At 41.3% G+C, this 22,127-nt stretch carries 22 protein-coding genes; 8 read left to right on the top strand and 14 right to left on the bottom strand.

Annotated features, from left to right (window positions below; genetic code table 11):
- The first annotated feature begins 60 nt into the window (after positions 1-60).
- From ABMQ40_RS00890 to ABMQ40_RS00880, 3 genes are all read left to right on the top strand, one after another.
- Complete coding sequence (locus ABMQ40_RS00890; RefSeq protein ID WP_370895562.1) at positions 61-714, top strand: NAD-dependent epimerase/dehydratase family protein; 654 nt, start codon at positions 61-63, stop codon at positions 712-714.
- Positions 711-863 (top strand): hypothetical protein, encoded by a 153-nt coding sequence (locus ABMQ40_RS00885; RefSeq protein ID WP_370895560.1) that lies wholly within the window; start codon positions 711-713, stop codon positions 861-863. Before ABMQ40_RS00890 ends, ABMQ40_RS00885 begins: the two co-directional genes overlap by 4 nt.
- 167 nt (positions 864-1,030) lie before the next feature.
- Complete coding sequence (locus ABMQ40_RS00880; RefSeq protein ID WP_370895558.1) at positions 1,031-4,066, top strand: choice-of-anchor I family protein; 3,036 nt, start codon at positions 1,031-1,033, stop codon at positions 4,064-4,066.
- A 145-nt stretch (positions 4,067-4,211) separates the two neighbouring features.
- Here ABMQ40_RS00880 and ABMQ40_RS00875 read toward each other — a convergent pair whose 3' ends face one another.
- Positions 4,212-4,460, bottom strand: coding sequence for a NifU family protein (locus ABMQ40_RS00875; RefSeq protein WP_370895556.1), 249 nt, complete (start codon positions 4,458-4,460; stop codon positions 4,212-4,214).
- 45 nt (positions 4,461-4,505) lie between these two features.
- Positions 4,506-5,612, bottom strand: a complete 1,107-nt coding sequence (locus ABMQ40_RS00870; protein WP_370895554.1) for an Mrp/NBP35 family ATP-binding protein — start codon at positions 5,610-5,612, stop codon at positions 4,506-4,508.
- Positions 5,613-5,738: 126 nt separating this feature from the next.
- On the opposite strand from ABMQ40_RS00870, the gene ABMQ40_RS00865 reads away from it, so the two are divergent.
- Entirely contained in the window at positions 5,739-8,540 is a 2,802-nt protein-coding gene (locus tag ABMQ40_RS00865) for a GH92 family glycosyl hydrolase (protein WP_370895552.1), read from the top strand.
- A 53-nt stretch (positions 8,541-8,593) separates the two neighbouring features.
- Here ABMQ40_RS00865 and ABMQ40_RS00860 read toward each other — a convergent pair whose 3' ends face one another.
- The 4 genes from ABMQ40_RS00860 to ABMQ40_RS00845 form a co-directional block, all read right to left on the bottom strand.
- Complete coding sequence (locus tag ABMQ40_RS00860; RefSeq protein WP_442340149.1) at positions 8,594-9,346, bottom strand: SDR family oxidoreductase; 753 nt, start codon at positions 9,344-9,346, stop codon at positions 8,594-8,596.
- 131 nt (positions 9,347-9,477) lie between these two features.
- Positions 9,478-9,633, bottom strand: a complete 156-nt coding sequence (locus tag ABMQ40_RS00855) for a phytanoyl-CoA dioxygenase family protein (protein WP_370896137.1) — start codon at positions 9,631-9,633, stop codon at positions 9,478-9,480.
- A 34-nt stretch (positions 9,634-9,667) separates the two neighbouring features.
- Entirely contained in the window at positions 9,668-10,090 is a 423-nt protein-coding gene (locus tag ABMQ40_RS00850) for a phytanoyl-CoA dioxygenase family protein (protein WP_370895550.1), read from the bottom strand.
- Positions 10,091-10,098: 8 nt separating this feature from the next.
- Positions 10,099-11,349 carry a dicarboxylate/amino acid:cation symporter gene (locus tag ABMQ40_RS00845; protein WP_370895548.1) on the bottom strand — a complete coding sequence of 417 codons (1,251 nt, stop codon included), beginning with the start codon at positions 11,347-11,349 and terminating at the stop codon, positions 10,099-10,101.
- Between the two features lie 221 nt (positions 11,350-11,570).
- Between ABMQ40_RS00845 and ABMQ40_RS00840 the strand changes: the two genes are divergently transcribed.
- From ABMQ40_RS00840 to ABMQ40_RS00830, 3 genes are all read left to right on the top strand, one after another.
- Positions 11,571-12,059, top strand: a complete 489-nt coding sequence (locus ABMQ40_RS00840; RefSeq protein WP_370895546.1) for a BON domain-containing protein — start codon at positions 11,571-11,573, stop codon at positions 12,057-12,059.
- A gap of 8 nt (positions 12,060-12,067) precedes the next feature.
- Positions 12,068-12,487: an SH3 domain-containing protein gene (locus ABMQ40_RS00835; protein WP_370895544.1), complete on the top strand. Its 420-nt coding sequence runs from the start codon at positions 12,068-12,070 to the stop codon at positions 12,485-12,487.
- 95 nt (positions 12,488-12,582) lie between these two features.
- Positions 12,583-14,439 carry a CocE/NonD family hydrolase gene (locus ABMQ40_RS00830; protein WP_370895542.1) on the top strand — a complete coding sequence of 619 codons (1,857 nt, stop codon included), beginning with the start codon at positions 12,583-12,585 and terminating at the stop codon, positions 14,437-14,439.
- Between the two features lie 52 nt (positions 14,440-14,491).
- On the opposite strand, the gene ABMQ40_RS00825 is transcribed toward ABMQ40_RS00830, so the two are convergent.
- From ABMQ40_RS00825 to speB, 4 genes are all read right to left on the bottom strand, one after another.
- Positions 14,492-15,100, bottom strand: coding sequence for an alpha-ketoglutarate-dependent dioxygenase AlkB family protein (locus tag ABMQ40_RS00825; RefSeq protein WP_370895540.1), 609 nt, complete (start codon positions 15,098-15,100; stop codon positions 14,492-14,494).
- Between the two features lie 3 nt (positions 15,101-15,103).
- On the bottom strand, positions 15,104-15,814 hold the full coding sequence (locus ABMQ40_RS00820) for a class I SAM-dependent methyltransferase (RefSeq protein ID WP_370895538.1): 711 nt from the start codon (positions 15,812-15,814) through the stop codon (positions 15,104-15,106).
- A gap of 8 nt (positions 15,815-15,822) precedes the next feature.
- Positions 15,823-16,683 (bottom strand): bifunctional helix-turn-helix domain-containing protein/methylated-DNA--[protein]-cysteine S-methyltransferase, encoded by an 861-nt coding sequence (locus tag ABMQ40_RS00815; RefSeq protein ID WP_370895536.1) that lies wholly within the window; start codon positions 16,681-16,683, stop codon positions 15,823-15,825.
- A 68-nt stretch (positions 16,684-16,751) separates the two neighbouring features.
- Complete coding sequence (gene speB / locus ABMQ40_RS00810; protein WP_370895534.1) at positions 16,752-17,606, bottom strand: agmatinase; 855 nt, start codon at positions 17,604-17,606, stop codon at positions 16,752-16,754.
- Between the two features lie 186 nt (positions 17,607-17,792).
- Here speB and ABMQ40_RS00805 point away from each other — a divergent pair, with 186 nt between their 5' ends.
- Positions 17,793-18,452: an HAD family hydrolase gene (locus tag ABMQ40_RS00805; RefSeq protein ID WP_370895532.1), complete on the top strand. Its 660-nt coding sequence runs from the start codon at positions 17,793-17,795 to the stop codon at positions 18,450-18,452.
- A 53-nt stretch (positions 18,453-18,505) separates the two neighbouring features.
- On the opposite strand, the gene ABMQ40_RS00800 is transcribed toward ABMQ40_RS00805, so the two are convergent.
- The 4 genes from ABMQ40_RS00800 to ABMQ40_RS00785 all read right to left on the bottom strand — a co-directional run bounded on the left by ABMQ40_RS00800 (position 18,506) and on the right by ABMQ40_RS00785 (position 22,114).
- Entirely contained in the window at positions 18,506-19,903 is a 1,398-nt protein-coding gene (locus ABMQ40_RS00800; RefSeq protein ID WP_370895530.1) for a type III PLP-dependent enzyme domain-containing protein, read from the bottom strand.
- A 108-nt stretch (positions 19,904-20,011) separates the two neighbouring features.
- The gene (locus tag ABMQ40_RS00795) at positions 20,012-20,887 is read right to left on the bottom strand and encodes a tyrosine-protein phosphatase (protein ID WP_370895528.1); all 876 of its coding nucleotides are present in this window, start codon (positions 20,885-20,887) and stop codon (positions 20,012-20,014) included.
- Positions 20,888-20,922: 35 nt separating this feature from the next.
- Positions 20,923-21,555 (bottom strand): thiamine diphosphokinase, encoded by a 633-nt coding sequence (locus ABMQ40_RS00790; protein ID WP_370895526.1) that lies wholly within the window; start codon positions 21,553-21,555, stop codon positions 20,923-20,925.
- Positions 21,545-22,114 (bottom strand): cob(I)yrinic acid a,c-diamide adenosyltransferase, encoded by a 570-nt coding sequence (locus tag ABMQ40_RS00785; RefSeq protein WP_370895524.1) that lies wholly within the window; start codon positions 22,112-22,114, stop codon positions 21,545-21,547. The genes ABMQ40_RS00790 and ABMQ40_RS00785 overlap by 11 nt, the downstream gene beginning before the upstream one ends.
- Positions 22,115-22,127: the final 13 nt, after the last annotated feature.

Genomic DNA, 22,127 nt, shown 5'->3' with positions numbered 1-22,127 from the left:
TTATCTTAGGTAAAGTAAAAGCATATTGTAAACCGTCAACAGAATATCGATATTAAAAAAATGAACTCAATTAAAATAATTCTTACGGGAGCTACGGGAATGGTAGGAGAAGGTGTTTTAATGGAATGCCTTGAAAATCCCGCCGTTTCCGAAATACTCAGCGTAAGCAGAAAGCCTTCGGGAAAAATACATGCCAAATTAAAGGAATACCTCGTCCCCGACTTCTTGAAAATAGACTTAAATGATGAAAACCTGAAAGGCTATGATGCATGTTTCTTCTGTGCAGGGATCAGCAGTATAGGCATGAATGAAGAAGATTATACCCGGATCACTTATGATACCACTTTACATTTTGCAAGAGCTGTCCTGAACCAGAATCCAAACATGGTTTTCAATTACATTTCAGGAGCTCACACGGACAGTACGGAAAACGGAAGGCTTATGTGGGCAAGGGTAAAAGGAAGAACCGAAAACGCTTTGAAAAAGATGAAATTCAGGGATGTTTATAATTTCCGGCCCGGATTTATGAAGCCCGTGAAGGGTCAGGTAAATGTAAAATGGTTCTTTAAACCATTTATTTGGTTTTTTCCTGTTTTTTTACCGTCAAAATCATTAATTTTACACGAAGTCGGGAAAGCAATGGTGCATGCGGTGCAGAAAGGATATCCAATATCAACTTTAGAAATCAAGGACATTAAAAATTTAGCGATATGAAAGAGATGATTAAAAGAATTTTTCTGGTTGCATTTATTTTATTGGTTCTGACTGCTATTTCGGGATATTTTTATATGCAAAAGCATCCTTTGGAAGGAACGAAAACCACAGGTAAGCATCTAAATATCTCGGCAAAAAAGACAAGATAGACACCGGTTTACTCCATTCATTTCTATCAGGGATATGGCTATTTACTTTGCTTTATTTTTTACATCAACAATTGATATAATTACAATATTGTTAAACATTTATTAAAGTTCCCTTAAAATATTTACAGGGTATAAAGTTCATTTTTGCATAAACTAATTTATGTAAAATGGCGAATAATTACCTTTTAAAAGGATCTGTCATAGCTGCGTTCTTTCTTCAGGGCGGGCTTTTCGGGCAGACCCTTATTCATTACTGGAATTTCAATAATAATGCGTCTGCAGCCTCCATCACCACTCCTGCATCTACTTTACTTAACGGCTCTCTTACGGCCATTGCCGGCGGAGCAAGCGAAATAGATTTCGCAGGTGGAACCGGACAAAACTTTAATGTGGAAAATCTGAATGCGAGAAATGGCGATCCGGCCGGAACACATTTAAGATTCAACAATCCTATAGGCGGTGCCCTGCAGTTCTCCCTGCCTACAACCGGATATGATAATGTAGTGGTAAAATTCACAACAAGAAGATCAGGCTCCGGAGCAGGAACCCAGACCTGGTCTTATTCAACTGACGGAATTACTTTCCAGCCTTATCAGACCGTATCTCCACAGGATGCTAACCCCCAGCTGATCACCTTTGATTTTTCAGCCGTTCCGGGAGTCTCAAACAATCCGGATTTTAAATTAAAAGTTGAATTTTCAACCGGATCAGGAGGAAATGTCGGAAACAACCGATTTGATAATTTTACTGTGGATGCAACAGCTGCTGGAGGGGCAGACACTACTCCGCCGGCAGTGACCTATCTTCCTGCGAACAATGCAAACAATGCTTCTACCACGGTACATCCTACCATTTCTTTTAATGAAAATGTAAGGCTGATCGATAATTCAGCAATTACCGGTTCCAATGCTCAGAACCTCATTGAGTTCCGTATCGGAAATTCCACCGGTACACAGGTTCCTTTTACCACTACATTCAGTAACAATACGATCACGGTAATCCCCACTGCCGGCCTGGTTCCAAACCAGACGTACTATCTCGCTTTAAAGCCCGACACCATTGAAGATTTCAGTGACAACGCAGTGGCCGCATCTACTTCAAGCACTTTCACAACCGGCGGCACAACCGTCTCACTAGATAAAAATTTCATTAAGGTAAATGAAAATTCCGGGAACTTAGCCTTCAAAATTAATGTTAACAATCCTTCAAATTCAACGGTTAACCTGGTTGTAAAGCCCGCTCCGTACAGTACCGCCGATCAGAATGATTTCACATTGAGCAACCAGACGATCACTATTTCTCCTTCTATCACCAGCTATACTGTAAATATCCCGATCATTGATGATACTTTACAGGAACAGGAAGCTGAGTATTTTGTGGTAAGTCTGGAAGATCCTGTGGGCGCCACCATTACAGGGGATCATTCCGCAACCGTATATATCATTGATAATGATAAGCCGGCCCCCGCTCCATCCCATCAGATCCAGCTAAACTATATCGGAAGTTTTGATCCTTCCGGAAACAATAGCAGTTCCACTGAAATTGTCGTTCACGATCCGGCTACCCAAAGATTATTCACCATAAGCTCCGTAACGGATGTTTTTGATATCATCGACTTCAGCAATCCTGACACTCCGTCTGTTATTCAAACGGTGAATATGGCTCCTTATGGCGGAATTACAAGTATTGCAGTTAAAAACGGAATCCTGGCTGTAGCGTCTCCAAATGCTGATCCCCAGCAGAACGGCTCGGTTATTTTCTTTGATATCAACGGAAACTTCCTGAAACAGGTTACCGTAGGAGCCTTACCGGACATGATTACTTTCACTCCTGACGGAACCAAAGTCATCACCGCTAATGAGGGCGAACCAAACGATGCTTATACGGTAGATCCTGAAGGCTCTGTCAGCATTATTGATATTTCGGGAGGAATCAGCAGTTTAACCCAAAACAATGTTACTACCCTTAACTTCAATAACTTTGATTCCCAGCTAGCCGCACTAACAGCAACCGGACTAAGAAAGGTAAGAACCAACAATAGCCTTTCACAAGACCTGGAGCCTGAATATGTAACCGTAAGTGCAGATAGCCAGAAGGCCTGGGTAACGCTTCAGGAAAATAATGCCATTGCCGAAGTGGATCTTTCCACAAAAACAATAACAGCCATCTGGGGATTGGGTAAAAAAGACATGAGCCTGCCAGGAAACGGCTTCGACGCTTCTGACAATAATAATGAAATCCTGATCGCCAACTGGCCTGTAAAGGCGTATTACATTCCTGATGCCATACAAAATTACAAAGTGGGAAATACCAACTATATTGTAACGGCCAATGAGGGTGACGAAAAAGATCTGTCAGGCTTTAGTGAAAGAACTACGGTAGGCGCAAACAGCTACACATTGGATCCGGCTCTTTTCCCGAATTCCTCGGTTTTAAAAGCTTCTTATAATCTGGGCAGGTTCAGGGTGACCAATGCTACCGGAAATACTGATAATGACACTGATTTTGAAGAAATATCGGCTCTGGGAGCCCGTTCTTTTTCAATTTTCAATGCGGATACCCAACAGATTGTTTATGACAGCGGTGACAGGTTCGAAAGGTATATTGAAGCTCATCACCCTTTGATTTTCAATGCTGATAATGAAAGTAACGGTGCCAAAAACAGAAGCCGCGCCAAAGGGCCTGAACCGGAAGGGGTGACGCTGGCTACCATCAACGGACAGACGTATGCTTTCATTACTTTAGAAAGGACAGGAGGAGTGATGGTATACAATATCACCGATCCCAATAATCCTACCTTTACAGACTACAAGCATTCCCGGATGACATCGGCTTACGGAGGTGATAACGGACCGGAAGGAATTATTTATATCGCTCCTGAAAATACAACAACCGGAAAAGGATATGTTATAATTGCCAATGAGATTAGTGGTACATTATCAATGTATGAAATTGCCGGTTCAACACTGGCTGTAGGGGAAACAAAAGCGGAGAAGGCAACATTCAATGTGTTCCCGAACCCGGTGACTAAAGGAAATATCCTCTATTTCAACAGGGCACAGGATTATGAACTGTACGATATGTCCGGAAAATTAGCCGGAAAACAGAAAAATGCTCTGACCGTAGACACTTCCGGGCTTTCCGCAGGAGTTTACCTGATAAAAACATCGGAAGGGCATATCAGGAGAGTTATTGTAAAATAGAATAAAATATCTGGTTGACCAAGCCTCAGGAAAAATCCTGAGGCATTTCTATATATCAGTGTAAATCCCGCTTTGGGCCTTAATGGTTCGCAGCATAATAAAAAAGACAGGCCTTGACCTGTCTTAAAAAATATATCCGTTATTTTTATTCTACGCTTATCACCTTTTCTATTTCCGGAGCATGCTGCTTTATGGTATTTTCCACTCCTAATTTCAAAGTCGAAAAATTCAGTGAGCATCCGGAGCAGTTTCCTAAAAGTTTTACAAAAACCTGATTATCTTTCACATCAATAAGCTCAATATCTCCTCCGTCCCTGTTCAGGAACGGCCGGATACTTTCCAGAGCTTCCATTACTCTTGTTACCGTATCTTCGTGTGTTATATTTGTTTCCATATTTTTTAATTCAGCTCATTCGGTTTTTAATCAATCAGAATGAAGTTATTTTGCTTTTGGTGAGCATCCCGCCATGGTTGTAATTTTTACAGCTTCCGTCGGAGGAAGGTTTTTATTTCTTTCTACCAGGCTTTCCACCATTTTTTGTGCAGTTTCCGTATAGATATCCGCAATTTTGGAATTTTCCTGTAATGCAGCTGGTCTTCCCACATCTCCCGCCTCTCTGATACTCTGGATCAGAGGAATCTCTCCTAATACCGGGATTCCAAGATCTTCAGCCAGATATTGGGCTCCCTGGTTGCCAAAAATATAATATTTATTATCCGGCAATTCTTCCGGTGTAAAATACGCCATATTTTCGATTAATCCAAGAACCGGAATGTTAATACTTTCCATCTGGAACATAGCAATCCCTTTTCTTACGTCTGCCAGGGCCACATGCTGAGGTGTACTCACGATGACGGCACCCGTTACCGGAACTTCCTGGATAATCGATAAATGAATGTCACCGGTACCCGGAGGCAGATCTATCAATAAAAAGTCCAGTTCTCCCCAGGCAGCATCCCTGATCATCTGGTTCAATGCTTTTGAAGCCATCGGCCCTCTCCATACCACAGCCTGGTTAGCCCCTGAAAAATATCCTATAGAAAGCATTTTCACTCCATAGTTTTCAATAGGCTTCATCATGCTTTTTCCGTTTACTTCTACGGAAATCGGTTTTTCTCCTTCTGTATCAAACATAGTGGGAACAGACGGGCCATAAATATCCGCGTCCAGTAATCCTACTTTGAAGCCCATTTTGGCCAGTGTTACTGCCATATTTGCAGCCACTGTAGATTTCCCTACCCCTCCTTTTCCGGAAGCAATGGCAATAATATTCTGGATTCCCGGGATCTGCTTTCCTTTGATCTGGCTTTTCTGGATCTCACCAGGCTCCGGAGAAACTATCTTAAGTTTTAAATGAATGTTTTCCCCAAACTCGCTTGCAAAAGCCTGCTTCATGGCTGCTTCCAACTTCTTTTTTTCGTGCATGGCAGGAGAATGGGCGGTCATATCTATATATACATCATCACCCATGATCTGAAGGTTATTCACCAAATCATCAACCTCTATCTCTTTAAGGAAATTCTGAACCTTTTCTTTCGTCAACATAAACTAAATAAATTGTCTACAAAGTTAAGGAAATTTTATCTATTTAGAATCAATAAACATTGTGATAGATAAATTCTTTTGCACATCGGAATTTTGTAGTATTTTTAAGGAATTTTAATTCAAAAAATGAAAAAGATATTCATTGTTCTTTTAGGAATTATTTCTCATTATTTATTTTCACAAAATTTTTCACAATATGTAAATCCTTTCATCGGGACGGGTGGCCATGGACACACATTCCCCGGGGCCATTGTACCTTTCGGAATGGTACAGCTTTCTCCGGATACCAGGATAGACGGGAGCTGGGACGGCTGCAGCGGATATCATTATTCAGATTCTGTAATTTACGGATTCTCCCATACCCATCTCAACGGAACCGGAGTTTCAGACTATGGGGATATCATGCTAATGCCCACTATGGGAAGCCCCAGCCTGAACAATAAGGAGTATGCATCAAAATTCACGCATAAAAATGAAAAAGCAACTGCCGGATTTTATTCCGTGAAGTTGGATAAAAACAATATCGATGTCCGGCTGACAACCACCAAAAGGGTTGGCTATCATGAGTATACTTTTAACAATGCCGGCAATGCCAATATCATTCTTGACCTGAATCACAGGGATAAACTTCTGGAAGGTGAAGTCAGGGTGATTGATGACAGAACCATTGAGGTTTTCAGAAGAAGTGAGGCCTGGGCTACCAACCAGTATATTTATGCACGGATTGAATTTTCAAAATCCATGAAAATTTCAAAGAAAGAGGTAAACGGAAAGCAGGACAATAATCTGTACACAGGGACCAGATTAGCGCTGGCTTTTTCAACACAGGTAAAAAAAGGTGAAAAAATAAGGGTAAAGGTAGCTCTTTCACCTACCGGCTATGAAGGAGCAGGAAAAAACATGCTGGCTGAAGGCAGGTCTGATGATTTTGAAAGGATTAAAAAGCAGGCAGCTGATGAATGGAACAGGGAGCTTTCTAAAATAGAAGTAAAATCGGACGATAAAAATAAGCTGACCGTTTTCTACACCGCATTATACCATGTTTTTACCCAGCCCAACATCAATATGGATGTTGACGGAAAATACAGGGGGAGGGATAATAAATTCTATACCGCAAACGGCTTCGATTATTATACGGTTTTTTCCCTTTGGGACACTTTCAGGGGAGCTCATCCTTTGATGACTTTAATTGACAGGAAAAGAACAGCTGATTTCATCAATACCTTTATTAAGCAATATGAGCAGGGGGGAAAACTCCCTGTCTGGGAACTGGCATCCAATGAAACGGAATGCATGATTGGCTACCATGCCGTTTCTGTTATCGCAGACGCAATGGCGAAAGGCATCCAGGGGTTTGATTATGAAAAAGCGTTTGAAGCTTCCAAACATTCGGCAATGCTGGATATTTTCGGGCTTAATGCCTACAAGCAGAATAACTATATCAGTATTGATGACGAACACGAAAGCGTTTCCAAAACGGTGGAATATGCCTATGACGACTGGTGCATTGCGCAGATGGCTAAAATATTAGGGAAAAAGGAAGATTACAGGTACTTTATGAAACGGTCTCAGAACTGGAAAAACCTTTATAATCCTAAAAACGGTTTTATGCAGCCAAGAAAGAACGGAAACTGGTATGAGCCATTCGACCCTAGGGAAGTCAATAATAATTATACGGAAGGAAATTCATGGCACTATTCTTATTCTGTGCAACAGGATATTCCGGGGCTGATTGCAGCTCATGGCGGGAAAGAAAAGTTTGAGCAGTTTATTGATGCCATCTTCTCGGCACCAGACAAAACTACCGGCAGGGATCAGGCGGATATTACAGGTTTAATAGGGCAATATGCCCAGGGAAATGAGCCGAGCCATCATATCGCCTATCTATACAACTTTGTGGATAAACCTCAGAAAACGGATGACAAAATAAAATATATCCTGGATAATTTCTACAAAAATGCTCCTGACGGACTGATAGGAAATGAAGACTGCGGACAGATGAGCGCATGGTATGTGCTAAGTGCTATGGGAATTTATTCTGTAACTCCCGGAAAGCCCGAGTGGGAAACAACAAGGCCATATTTCGATGAGGTGAATATCCGCCTGGAAGACGGCACAACAAGAACCATCACTCCTAATATTTCCAGGGCAGAGCTTAAAAAACTCGGCTTTGAAAATCTGACTCCCGTAAAGGATTTTAAGTACGATGAGCTGACAACATCTCCGGTGATTTCCGCAAACAGGCTTTTTGATTTTTCCACTAAAGTTGAGATCACCCCTTTGAATCCTCAGGATAAGGTATACTATATGACCATGGATAACGGTGATGCCCAGGTGAGAAAAACCTTCAAGGTCTATAAAGAGCCGTTTACCATCGACAAAACCACCCAGGTCCTGGCCTATGCCGAAAGGAACGGAGAAAAGAGCTCCGTTACTGTTGCCAGCTTTAATAAAAGACCCAATTATTGGAATATTACCGTAAATTCAACCGTCAACCCTCAATATACGGCAGGCGGAAAGCTTGCTCTTATTGATGGCATTAACGGAGCTGTCAACTGGCGAAAAGGCGAATGGCAGGGCTATCAGGGGCAGAACTTTGAAGCTATTATAGATTTCAACTCGCCTCAGGATATTACAAAGCTGTCTTCAACCTATCTTCAGGACAGCAGGGCATGGATTCTAATGCCTAAAAAAGTAGAATATTATGCATCCATGAACGGCAAGGATTTCATTCTTTTAAAAACGGTGGACAATGCTGTGGATCCGAAAGATGAAACGGTTCAGATCAAAGAATTTGCCGCTGATATCTTGCCTACACAGGTCCGTTATATAAAAGTAAAAGCTTTTTATTTCGGAAAGCTTCCGGAATGGCATCAGGGGGCAGGCGGAGAAGCCTATATCTTTATTGATGAAATTTCAGCAAAATAATCAAACGGTGGCCATATATGGCCACCGTTTGATTATTTTATTATTTTTTGTGCCTATTTTCCGCCTGTAACGTTGATGAAGGTCCCGGTACAGAAAGAAGCTTCATCAGAAAGAAGCCATAAAATGGAATGGGCAACCTCTTCAGGGCTTCCTCCCCGAAGCATAGGGATGGTATTCTTTAATCTTTCCACCCTATCCGGTTCGCCGCCATCTGAATGAATATCCGTATAGATAAATCCCGGCCTTACTCCGTTTACCCTGATGTTTTCTGCCGCCACTTCTTTTGCCAGACCTATGGTAAGGCTGTCCACAGCTCCTTTGGATGCGGCATAATCCACATATTCATTGGGTGACCCGGTCTGAGAGGCAACAGAAGATACATTCACAATGCTTCCACCGTTATTTCCGGACATGAGCTTTATAGCTTCCCGGCAGCATAAAAAGCAGCTCAGCACATTAGCCTGAAAAATACGTTGCCATCTGTCTGCGCTGATATCAGCCAATCTGCTTTGCTTTTCCAGTATCCCGGCATTATTCACCAGCATATCTACTTTTCCGAAAGCGTCTACGGCTGCCGCAAATAATCTTTTCACATCCTTTTCTTCAGAAACATCCGCCTTCACTACTATAGCCTTCCCTCCTGCCCGCCGGATCTCATCAGCCACAGTTTCTGCCGCATCCCGATTTTTCAGGTAATTCACCACTACATTATAGCCTTTTTTCCCGGCAAGTATAGCCGTTGCGGCACCAATCCCCCTGCTTGCTCCCGTGATGACAATAGTCTTTGGTATTTTATATTCATACATGGAAAAATAATGTTTATATTAATTCATCCTTTCGGACCAATTCAGATTTTCCGGGAGCTCCATATCAGAGAACTCAATATGGATTACTCTTCGTCTTTTACCATTGGTGGTCCTGTTTGATCCATGGAAAATCAATGGTTCATAATCATTATCCCGCCTTTTTCCACATTGCAGATTTTTTCGGCTTCAATAGTCCCCGGATCTGTACCATCCACTCTGATGATTCCTTTAGAATGGCTCTTCGGGATAACTTTAAGGGCGCCGTTGTTTTCATCGGTATCATCCAGATGAATCCTGATCGTGTAAATGTTTTCAAGAATATCAGGCGGAGGCTGAACAGCAAATTGATTTTGTTTGCCTGTCCAGGGACCGAACCCGGAAATATCTGTTTTTTTTGTCTACGGAGATGGTCAGATCCTGATGATAAGCAACATACCAGTTGGATATTTCAGGCTTATCAAAATATATACTCTTGACAACAAAATATCTGTTTCCGAAGACCTCTCTGATGATCTTCTGTATATTCACATTAAAGATCACCTCCCTGACCTCCGGAACTTCCTTTAAAAACTGTCTTATTGCAAACAGATCTCCAGACTTCCTGAAGGTTTCTCTTGAATGATCCGCATTCCGGATAATATCGGTAATCTTTTCAATTTCCTGATCAGAAAAGACATTGCTGATGACCGTAAAGCCATTTTCAAGAATGAGATCCTTATGGCCTTCCAAATTTTGTTCCGTCATTGATAATTTTATATTTTACCGTCGTGGCCCTCCAGCTGCCCTTCCCATTTAGAAACCGCTGAAGTGGCCAATGCATTACCCAGCACATTGGTCATACTTCTTCCCATATCACAGAAATGATCTATCGGTAATATCAGGGCAATACCCTCTGGTGGGATTCCGAACATGGAACAAGTGGCAACAATAATTACCAGGGAAGCTCTCGGAACACCGGCAATTCCTTTTGAGGTAAGCATCAGGACCAGGAGCATGGTTATCTGCTGTCCCAGAGTCATCTCTATTCCGTAGATCTGGGCAATGAAAATAGAAGCAAATGTCATATACATCATACTTCCGTCCAGGTTGAATGAGTACCCCAGTGGCAGGATAAATGAAACCACCCTGCTGTTGCATCCGAATCTTTCGAGCTCTTCTACGAGCTTCGGAAAAACAGCTTCGGAACTTGTTGTTGAGAAAGCGATCAGCAAAGGTTCCTTGATTCTTCTCATCAATTCGAAGAGACGGTTACCGAGAATAAAATATCCGATCAGTAAGAGGACAAGCCAAAGGATACCTAAGGCAAAGAAAAAATCTCTGAGATATATTGCATATACTTTAAAGATTTCAAAACCATTGGTAGCCACCACTGCTGCAATAGCCCCTAAAACTCCCAGCGGAGCGAACCACATAATATAGCTTACCATTTTAAGGATCCCATGGGCTACAATATCAAACAGCTTAATCACCGGCCCGGCATATTCTTCCCCCATATTGGCCAATGCAATCCCGAACATGATTGAAAAGACCACGATCTGCAATACTTCATTTTCAGCGAAAGCTTCAAATATGCTTTTCGGAATAACGTGCTTTACAAAATCCTCTAGGGAAAAGCCCTTACTGCTTTTCAACAGTTCTTCCGCAGAGGCAGCATCCTGGATCGGCAGTTTGGTAATATGCCCCGGCTCCAGCCAGTTAACCAGTATCAATCCTATAAAAAGTGAAACCAGGGAAGCAGAAATAAACCAAAGCATTGCTTTTGTTCCCACTCTGCCAATCATTTTAATATCGCTCATCTTGGCAATACCTACCACCAGCGTAGTGAAAACCAAAGGCGCGATAATCATCTGCACGAGCCTGATGAAAATGGTTCCCAGAAGTTTTATATTCCTGGAAAACGGTTCCGCGCTTTCCGGATACTGCAAATGTACCAGCCCACCGATTCCTACACCCAGAACAAGTGCGATAATGATTGCTATAAACAGTTTATTTTGTCCTTTCATATACAGATTTCAAATTGCACAAATATAACGTTTTTTATCATTGGCACGGGACGGAAGCACCTGGGATTAAATTTATGTTACATTTTCAATACATTGAAATCAATTATGTTGAAAATGAAAATATTGTAAAAAAATTAAGAAATATTTATTTAACTTTTATTCTTTTGGTACAAATTTTATTATTACATTTGATTGTATTAACATTATTAAAATATACAATTATGAAAAAAACTATCGCGATGGCTGCATTGGCTGTAGCTGTATCCTTCGGAGCGGTTTCTTGCAAAAAGAAAGTTTCTGATGCCGATCTTCAGACCCAGGCTACCACTGTAGTAACGTCTAACCCTAATGCTTCTGTAGAGGTAAAGGACGGTGTTGCTCACCTGAGTGGTACTTTTACAGATCAGGCATCCAAGGATGCCATGATTACCCAGTTAAAAGCTATCAATGGTATAAAAGACGTGATGGATATGTCTACGATTGCTCCGGCGGCGGCTCCTGCACCGGTTGAGACTCAATCTGCTGTAGATCCTGCTGTTCAGCAAAAAGTTAAGGATGCTGTTAAAGATTTCCCTTCGGTAAAAGTAGAAGTGATAAACGGAGAATTAACGCTTACCGGAAACGTTTCTGCTCAACAGGCCAGAAAAATCAAAGAATCTGTGGATGCTTTGAAGATCGGAAAATATAACAATAATCTAGTCGTAAAATAATTATTAAAATGAGCACATTACAGGATAAATATTCAGGAGTAATCTCGGCTGCCCAGTCTGCAGGGATTTCAAATCTTCAGGTACAGGAACAGGATGGTATTTTATATGTTTCCGGCCAGGCTTCTAACACAGCAGCTAAAGACGCTGTTTGGAATGCTTTGGGAGCTATTGACTCTTCTTATTCCGCTTCAGATATCAATATTGATGTTCAGGTAGCAGGTCTTGCTGCAGGCTCGGCTCTTACCGTTGCTACAGAAGAATCCAATCTGAATATCAGACAGGAGCCTTCTACGGAAGCGGCTGTGGTAGGAAAAGCTGCAAAAGGTTCTTCAGTGACCTTAATTGAGCAGACGTCTGACGACTGGTGGAAAGTAAAAACAGCTGACGGCCAGGAAGGATACGCCTATTCAAGATATTTAAGAGCATAACAGACAAAATAATATATGAAGATCCCCCGGAGTTTCCGGGGGATTTTTATTTAACATAATCATATTTATTTATATTTTAGCTTCAAATTAAGTTTATGAAGGTACATTTCTCAATCTTTTTTATTGTCTTCTTTGTTTTTGTGAAATCACAAAACACCCAGGCTGATACTTTTGTCAGGGACAACTTTACAAAAAAAGAATTTTATATTCCGATGCGTGACGGGGTCAGGCTTTTCACTGCCGTTTATATCCCCAAAGATATTTCAGGGAAAAACAAATATCCGTTCTTAATGCAAAGAACCTGCTACAGTATTGCTCCTTATGGGGAAAGTGAATATAAAACAAAGCTCGGCCCGAACCCGTACCTTATGAAGGATAAATATATCTTTGTTTACCAGGATGTACGGGGAAGATACATGAGCGAAGGCACTTTCACCAATATGACTCCTCAGGTGGAACGCAAAACCAAAAAAGATGTTGACGAAAGTACAGATACCTATGACACGATTGAGTGGCTGTTGAAAAATATCAAAAACAACAACGGGAAGGTAGGTCAGTTCGGAATTTCATATCCCGGTTTTTACACTGCTGCCGGAATATTGGCAGATCATCCGGCTCTGGTGGCTTCATCTCCACAGGCACCCATTTCAGATTTCTGGAACGATGATTTCCTTCATAACGGAAGGTTTATGCTCGGATATTTCAGAACATTCCCTGTATTCGGGGTTCAGAAAACCAAAGCGGAAAAAGAAAATTGGTTTATGGATTCTTTTATAAAGCAAACTTCCGAAGACGGGCTGAAATTCTACAGAGAACTGGGGACCCTGAAGGATGCTTATGAGAAATACTATAAGGACAACTTCTTTATGACGGAAATTATGAATCATCCGAACTATGATGAATTCTGGCAAAAAAGAAGCCTTTTACCTCATCTGAAAAACGTTAACCATGCGGTAATGACTGTCGGTGGCTGGTTTGATGCGGAAGATCTTTCCGGACCCTTAAATATTTATAAAACCATAGAGAAGACAAGCCCAAAAGCAAAAAACACCATTGTGATGGGACCATTTTCCCATGGCGGCTGGTCCCAGGAGCAGGGAAAACATTTTCATAATGACATTTATTTCGGTGACAGCCTTGCCACCTATTATCAGAAAAACATCGAGACCCGTTTTTTCAGTCATTATCTGAAAGGTAATTCCAAAGAAGATGCAGGGCTTCCGGAAGCGCTCATGTATGACACAGGTGCCAAGGAATGGAAAGAATTTGCTACCTATCCGCCTGAAAATACACAGAAAATCAATTTTTATCTGACCAAAGGAGCTTTAAAAAATACTGCCGGACAAGGCTTTTCAGAATATTACAGCGATCCCAATAATCCTGTCCTAAGCTCTGCCAGCCTGAAAGACTTCAACGGATTCACACCCAGAAACTACATGTCTGAAGACCAGAGATTCGCAGTCGGCAGGCCTGATGTCCTGAACTTCACTACAGATCCCCTTACAGAGGATATTACTTTTGCGGGGGAAATCATGGCTAAGCTGAATATTGCTTCCACTTCCACCGATGCTGATTTTGCTGTAAAGCTCATCGATATTTATCCTGAGGATTATCAGCCGGCAGAAAAGAAAGACGGTGTTATTTACGGCAATTATCACCAAATGGTAAGAAGTGAAATCATGCCGGCGAGATTCAGAAATTCAAGGGTAAAACCGGAAGCTTTGGTTCCTGATCAGAAAACTGCCGTTAATTTCAGACTTCAGGATGTGGTCCATACTTTCAAAAAAGGCCATAAAATACAGATACAGATCAGCAGTACATGGTTCCCTCTTTTTGCTGTCAATCCTCAAAAGTTTATGAACAATCCAAATTTTGCGACAAAAGAAGATTATACCAAGGCTTTTATAAAAGTTTATGAAGACAGCGCAATAGAAGCTGAGATTCTTAAATAGAAAAAAACGCTGTATCTGAATACAGCGTTTTTCATTTGGATCGGGATAATATTTATTCTTCAATGGTCCGGAAAGTGAGATTCACTCTCGGATGCTTTACTTTTACCGAAGGTGGAAGCCGGTGCAGCCAGTGGTCCTGAGTTGTTCCCTTCATCACCAATAAACTTCCGTGTTCCAGGAATATTTCGATCCTTTCTTTGGTTTGTTTATGCTTGAACAGGAATTTCCTCTCCGCCCCAAAAGTTAATGAGGCGATTGCCCCATGTTTTTTGAGGTCTTTTTCACCATCGCTGTGATAAGCCATCCCTTCGCTGCCATCGTGATACAGGTTCAGAAGACATGAGTTATAGGTGTCCCCTGAAATTTCCTCACATTTCTGTTTCAATGCCAATAATTCCGGGGTCCATGGTTTTGCATATTTGGTCCGTTTTGAATAAGTATATTCAAAAGCCTTTTCCCCGAACCAGGTCACTTTTCTCTTGGTCAATATCAGTTTTCCGAAAATTACCGCCTCATCATTTTCCCAGGGAATCCGGTTCAGGAGGTAATCATAATAAAAATCTGATTTTTCTTTGGAATAAATTTTCCCGTAGTAATGAGCAGTGCCGTCTTTCGGAAGGATATTGAGCGGAAAGTCTGTTATTTCTTCAAATAGATCCATAGGTTATTTTTTTACCGCCCTGATACACATAAAGGCGGGGAAATGATTCAATTCTTTATAATGCTTCGGATCATACTGTTCAAATTCCTTTACAGGTTTCGGTTCCACCAGCCTGTCAATATAAAAGCCGTTATCCGTAAACGGAGACAGACACTCGCTTAAAGGTCGCCTGAAGCTGCTGATTTCCACGGGATCTCCAAATCCTTCCCAGATGCAGCTCACATGCTCAATCTCAAAATATTGACCAGAATTAAAACAGGTATACTCAAAAAACGGATGTTCAATGGAAATTACCAGTACACCTCCGGGCTTTAAAACTCTTGAAAATTCCTGAGCCGGCACCGTCCAATCCCGGATATAATGAAGGGCCAGTGTACATATGACAATATCAAATGTCTCATCGCTGAACATTTCCAGCGGTAATGACAGGTCATGGACAAAGAAATCTTCTTTGTTATTATTTCTTATCCGTGCAAGGTCCACCATTTTTCCACTGATGTCAAAACCTTTCACCTTCGCACCCTGAGACAGCAATATTTCCGCATATTTTCCGGGACCGCAGGCTGCATCCAGAATCGTTTTTTCCTTCACATCAGGGATCAGCTCCAGCGTGTTTGGCCGGTCATAATAGGCATTATGGGGCTTATGGTCGATCAGCTCGTTGTATTTTTCAGCAATTTTTTCATAAGCGGATATGATTTTCTCTTTGATCATGAATTTGTTTACTTTTCTGGTGATTCATAATTGGCTGCTCGCGAACTTTCCCAGCCTACCATAAGCTTTTTTCTGGCACTTCCCCATCGGTACCCTCCTATATTTCCGGAAGACTGGATTACCCGGTGACAAGGGATCAGGAAAGCTACGGGATTGCTTCCTATTGCCGTTCCCACCGCCCTGGAGGCTTTGGGATTCCCGATCTTATGCGCCATACTGCCGTAGGTGGATAACCTTCCCATAGGAATGGTCAGCAGACTTTCCCAAACTTTGAGCTGGAAATCTGTTCCTTTAAGGTGTAATTTTATTGTGCTAAGCTTCGTCCAGTCCTTACTGAATATAGATAATGCATTTTTCTGAAGCTCATCCTGTTTTTCAAAAAAAGCAGCATTGGGAAATCTGTGTTTCAGGTTCCCTAATGCCACTTCATTATCATTTTCAAAAGCCATATGACAGATTCCCTTTTCTGTAGACGCCGTAATAACGTTACCAAAAGGGCTCTCAAAAAAGCTGTAATTGATGTTCAGGTTTTTTCCGCCGTTTTTATATTCTGCCGGTGACATTCCCTCTATTTTCACAAACATGTCATGAAGCCTGCTTGTACTGGAGAGCCCTGTTTCATAGGCCGCATCAAAAAGGCTTGCCTTTTCTTCCTTCAATAGATTTTTTGCATGTTCAATACTGATGAACTGTAAAAATTTCTTAGGACTTGTCCCTGCCCAATCCGTGAATATTTTCTGAAAATGGGCAGGGCTCAGGTGCACTTTTTCCGCCACCTCATCCAGGCTCGGCTGAAGCCTGAAATTGCCCTGGATATATTCTATCGCTTTGGCAATCCTGTTGTAATCTATTTGATCTTGTGTAGACATATCATTTTATTTTACCTCACAAATTTCCAAAGAATAGGCGGCAGAAAAAATCCGGTTCTTGCGGAATTTTAATTATTATTGATGTGATAGTAGGCAAGCATCTTATAATACAGCTTAGCCGCCAGGAATGCCGTTGGCTTGGCCATCGGAGAATCCATGAGTTCTACAATATCAAAGGCCACCACATTACATTTCTCAAATACCCTTCTCAGTAACTCCAATGTAGGATACCATTGCAGCCCGCCCGGTTCCGGCGTTCCTGTAGACGGTGCTATGGAAGGGTCAAAAGCATCAAGATCTATTGTAATATATACATTTCCCGAAACTTTTTCCAGCACATCGTTGACCCAGTTCTCATTATTGGCAATCTCATGGGCAAAGAACACTCTTCCTTCCGGCAGATACTCATTTTCTTCAATATCCATGGAACGGATTCCCACCTGTACAAGATTATGCTTCTGATTAGCTTCAAAAACCGCACAGGCATGATTGGAGGTAGAGCCATGGAATTCGTGGCGCAGATCGGTATGAGCATCCAGCTGAAGAACGGTCAGATTATCATATTTTTCACCTACGGCGCGGATAGATCCGATAGATACGGAGTGCTCTCCTCCGAAAAGTGTAAATAATTTACCCTCGTGGTTCAAAAGCTCTTTGGTTTTCTGGTAAACCGCTTCCGTCATTGCTTCTGGTGAGGAGTTTTCAGTGACCTCTCCTGCCAGGTAAACTCCGTGAAGATAGGGTTCAGTTCCTGTTTCAATATCATAAAGCTCCATATTTTCAGAAGCATCCAGAAATAATTCCGGGCCTTTATCAGCCCCTTTCCCCCATGTTGAAGTTCCGTCATAGGGTACGGTTACCAGCATTACTTTTGAGCTCTCAAGCTTTGCGTTCTCTTCAGGAATTCCTGCGTATGTTCTCATGTTCTATTTAAAATTTAAATGATCGAATAAAATTGTTACTGCAAAGATACAAAACTAGATGAGTTAATAGTGCGGGTTATTGCCTACGCTGGACTAAAGGCTGATACTGCTGCTCTCACCCAAAACATCCAATTCAAAACTTTATACTCCAGACCCAAATGCTTATCTTTGCTAAAATTTTTCAATATGCCTTTAAAAGCTGTTCTTTTCGATATGGATGGAGTGATTGTAGATACAGAGCCATTGCACAGAAAAGCTTATTTTAAGATGTTCAGTGACCTGGATATTCAGGTTTCTGAAAATTTATATGCCTCCTTTACCGGTGCCTCAACCAAAAAGGTATGCGAAACCTTAATACGGGAGTTTGGCCTTAACCACAGCCATGAGGATCTTGCAGAGATCAAAAGAAATTATTTTAAAGATTATTTTTACCATGATGATGATTTTGATCTGATCCCGGGTGTGAAACAATTAATAGAGCATTATCATGAAAACGGGCTGAAACTGGTCCTGGCTTCTTCAGCTACCATGACCACCATTAATATGGTTTTTGAAAAGTTCGGTCTTGAAAGATATTTTAGCGGAAAGATCAGCGGCGCGGATTTGAAGGAATCAAAGCCTCACCCTGAAATTTTCCTTCTGGCAGCCCAGATTGCCGAAGAACCGGCCGAAAGCTGTATGGTAATTGAAGATTCTACCAACGGGATCATAGCGTCCCATAAAGCGAATATTTTCTGTTCCGCCTACAGAAGCCAGCATTCAAAAAATCAGGATTATACTTTAGCCAATATCGTTGTCTCCGATTATGCCGAACTGGAGCTGGATAAAATTTCAAAATATTTTTAAGATAAGAAGCTCCCTGCGGGAGCTTCTTTATTATATCATTTCTTACGTTCTGCTTATTGCTTATATCCGAGAAGCTTCAGAATATCTTCAGGTTCCTGTTTCTCACGGAAAATTTCATACTGAAACTCACCGTTTTCGTCTTTCTGGATAAGGATATGTCTCGGCTGTGGCATCAGGCAGTGGTGAACACCTCCATAACCACTGATCGTTTCCTGATAAGCTCCTGTATGGAAGAAGCCGATATATAAAGGCTTTGTATCGCTGAATACCGGAAGGTAGATGGCATTGGTATGCTGTTCTGAATTATAATAGTCGTCAGAATCACAGGTAAGCCCACCTAAGAATACCCTTTCGTAAGTATCTTCCCAGCGGTTAAGCGGAAGCATGATAAAATGTCTTGAAATGGCCCAGGTATCAGGAAGTGTTGTCATGAAGGAAGAGTCGATCATATTCCATTTCTCCCGGTCATTCTGACGTTTCTGGGAAATCACCTTATACAGGTTAGCCCCGCTCTCTCCAACGGTGAAGCTTCCGAATTCCGTATAGATATTCGGTTCTTCCACACCTTCTTCTTCACAGAACTTTTTGATCTGGGAAACAATTTCCTCCACCATATACTGATAATCGTAATCAAAATTCAGGGAAGTTTTAATAGGAAAACCTCCACCGATGTTCAGGGAATCCACTTCAGGAGCAATTTTCTTCAAACGGGCGTATACACGGAGGCACTTATACAATTCGTTCCAGTAATATGCCGTATCCTTGATGCCGGTATTGATGAAAAAATGGAGCATCTTCAGCCTTGCGTTCGGATGTTCCGCTATTTTCTGGCTATAATACGGGATGATATCTTTATACCCTATCCCCAGTCTTGATGTATAAAACTCAAATTTAGGCTCTTCTTCGGAGGCAATCCTGATCCCTATGTCGAAAGTGGTATCAATGCTTTCCGTAAGCTTATCCAGCTCGCGGTAATTATCCAGAATCGGGGTTATATTTTCAAAACCGCTGTTGATCATATCTGAAATCTTTGCCAGATAATCATCCGTTTTAAATCCGTTACAGATTACTTCAATATTTTTGTCTACTTTACCTTTTTCATACAAAGATTTTACGATATCCATATCATAGGCTGCGGATGTTTCAATAGAAATATCATTTTTCAACGCTTCCTCGATCACAAAATTAAAGTGGCTGGATTTTGTACAGTAGCAATAAGTATAGTTCTTTTTATAGTCGGTTTTCTCAAAAGCTTCTTTAAACCAGCCTTTCGCCTTTTGAATATTTTGAGAAATTCTCGGCAGATAGCTAATTTTTAGCGGAGTACCAAATTTTTCAACAACATCCATCAACGGAATATCGTGAAACAACAAATTGTTTTCAGAAACATTAAATTCTTCGGTGGGAAAATATAATGTCTGATCAATTAGTTCCGAGTATTTTATTTTCATTTCTAGACAAGTGAATTAAGAATGCAAAATTGCTAAAAAAGTTTGATTTAAGGATTAAAATTATTATAAATTTTAAAGTGATTTTCAATGAAAAAACGTACCTGTTTTTCAGTAAGTGAACTTATGGATATATTCTTTTCTTTTTTTATCAGAAATTCCTAAAACCTGTTGAATATAAGCGTCCTCAGATCCATATTTTTTATTGATTTCATCAAAGGCCGCATCCAGATAGCTTCTTTCAACCCAGCTGAGCTTTTCTAAAACTTCCGGGTCCATTTTAGGGTATAAAAAATGCAGGTTATGGGCGAGGCTCAGCCTTTTGTCTATAACCTTTTGTCTGAAGTTATTGGATAATAGGTACTCGTTATAAATGGTCTTTTTATCAAACTTCAGAATGGTCAGGATCAGGGCGGTAATTATTCCGGTCCTGTCTTTTCCGGCTGTGCAATGGTAGAGAACCGGCTTATCCGATTCCAGCGTTTCAGTTATGATCTTCCTTATTATCTCAGGATTTTCCGTAACATATTCACGGTAAAACTCCACCATTCTTTTTTCTGCGTCAGTGGCATTCACCTTACCCTTCAGCACCAGCTTTTTGGCCTGATCCAGCTGGTCGCCTTCATCTTCAAATGCCGAATAATTACGGTACCTTACAAATTGCGGAAGATGGTCCGGTTTTTTTGCAATTTCATTCCCGTTCCTGAGATCTATGATTTCTTCAATTTTCAGCCCGCGGATCTCGTCAAAAGATCTTTTGCTCAGTTTATGAAGTTGGGCGCTTCTGTATAACATTCCATCTTTCAGGGTTCTTCCTTCTGTATTCCGGATACCTCCTAAAGTACGGAAATTGGTCACTTTTTTAATTCCGAAAGATCTTTCTGCTTTAATCTCACCGTATTCGGGTGCAGAGAAATGCTGCACTTTACAGGAAAAAATGCAGAACAGCAAAATAAGCAGAAACGATATTTTTATAAGCTTTTTCAACAGTTTATAGCTTCCGGTTTTGCTGATGGCTCAGATTACAGATAATTTCCGCCAATAAAGATCAGGAGATCTCCTTTTTCATATTCAATTGTTACTTCATCTTCAACGGCGAAATTCCGGGTTCCGATTCTGGAAGTAATGTTCAGGTTTTCATTGGTCAGGGGCCAGTTGAGGCCTCTCGTCGTAATGTTCTCAATACAAGGGAACGGATACAGGGAGACCATTTTATCCTTTACTCCTTTCAGGACAAAGTTTTTGGGTACAAAGTAATATTCTGAAAATTTATCATAGAACCTGATGCTCATATTATTTTTAAAAGTATAGGCAACCGTGAGATTTCCTAAAAAATGATCCTGTTCTCCTCCGCTACCCCCTAAAACATCAACATTTTTAATGCCTTTTTCCTGAATAATCTCCAGGGCCTTGTGAAAATCCGTTTTATCCTGATCCGGTGTAGGGATGAATTTCTCTTCATAGATATTCTCATCAGCTCCGGAATGGGAATCAAAATCACCGGATATAAAATCCAGCCTGTCCAGCGGAAATCCTAATCTTTTCAGATAATGGAAGGCTCCATCTGTACAGGCTATCAGACTATAGTTTTCCAGAGCGGGAAAGCTCCCGGGGGCATCTCCGTTGATGAAAAGTAATGCTTTATCATCTTTCATTCGGATTCCAGTATTCTTCCGGTTCATTATTCAGCTTTGAAATGTATCTGGCCAGAACGAAGAGATAATCTGAAAGCCGGTTTAAATATTTGATAAGCTCGGGGCGAACTTCTTCTAATTCATTCAGAAAGACCAAAGAACGTTCTGCACGTCTGCATATAGTTCTTGCGGCATGTAAAAAGGTAGCAGGTCTTCCTCCACCCGGAAGGATAAAGTATTGCAGAGGTTCCAGCTTCTCATCAAAGGCATCCATCCAATGTTCAAGCTCTTCAATCTCCGATTCGGAGATGGTTAGTGGCAGACGTGACTTCCCGTTCGCAAGCATCAGCTTATCGACCGGGGTAGCCGCCTCCGAGCCTACCGTAAAAAGGTCAAACTGGATTTTCTTTAATTGTCTTAAAACTTCTTCATCTTCAATATGGCTTTTGGCAATACCGATAAATGAATTCAGTTCATCTATATTCCCGTAGCTTTCCACTCTGGCACTGGCTTTGGAAACTCTTGTACCCCCGTACAAGGCAGTCTGCCCTTTGTCGCCCGTTTTCGTATAAATTTTCATAACACTAAGATAC

The sequence above is a fragment of the Chryseobacterium gossypii genome, assembly GCF_041361455.1.
Classification (GTDB): Bacteria; Bacteroidota; Bacteroidia; order Flavobacteriales; family Weeksellaceae; genus Chryseobacterium; species Chryseobacterium gossypii.
Note: the sequence above shows the minus strand (reverse complement) of the source record. Positions and strands in the feature narration are given on the sequence as shown.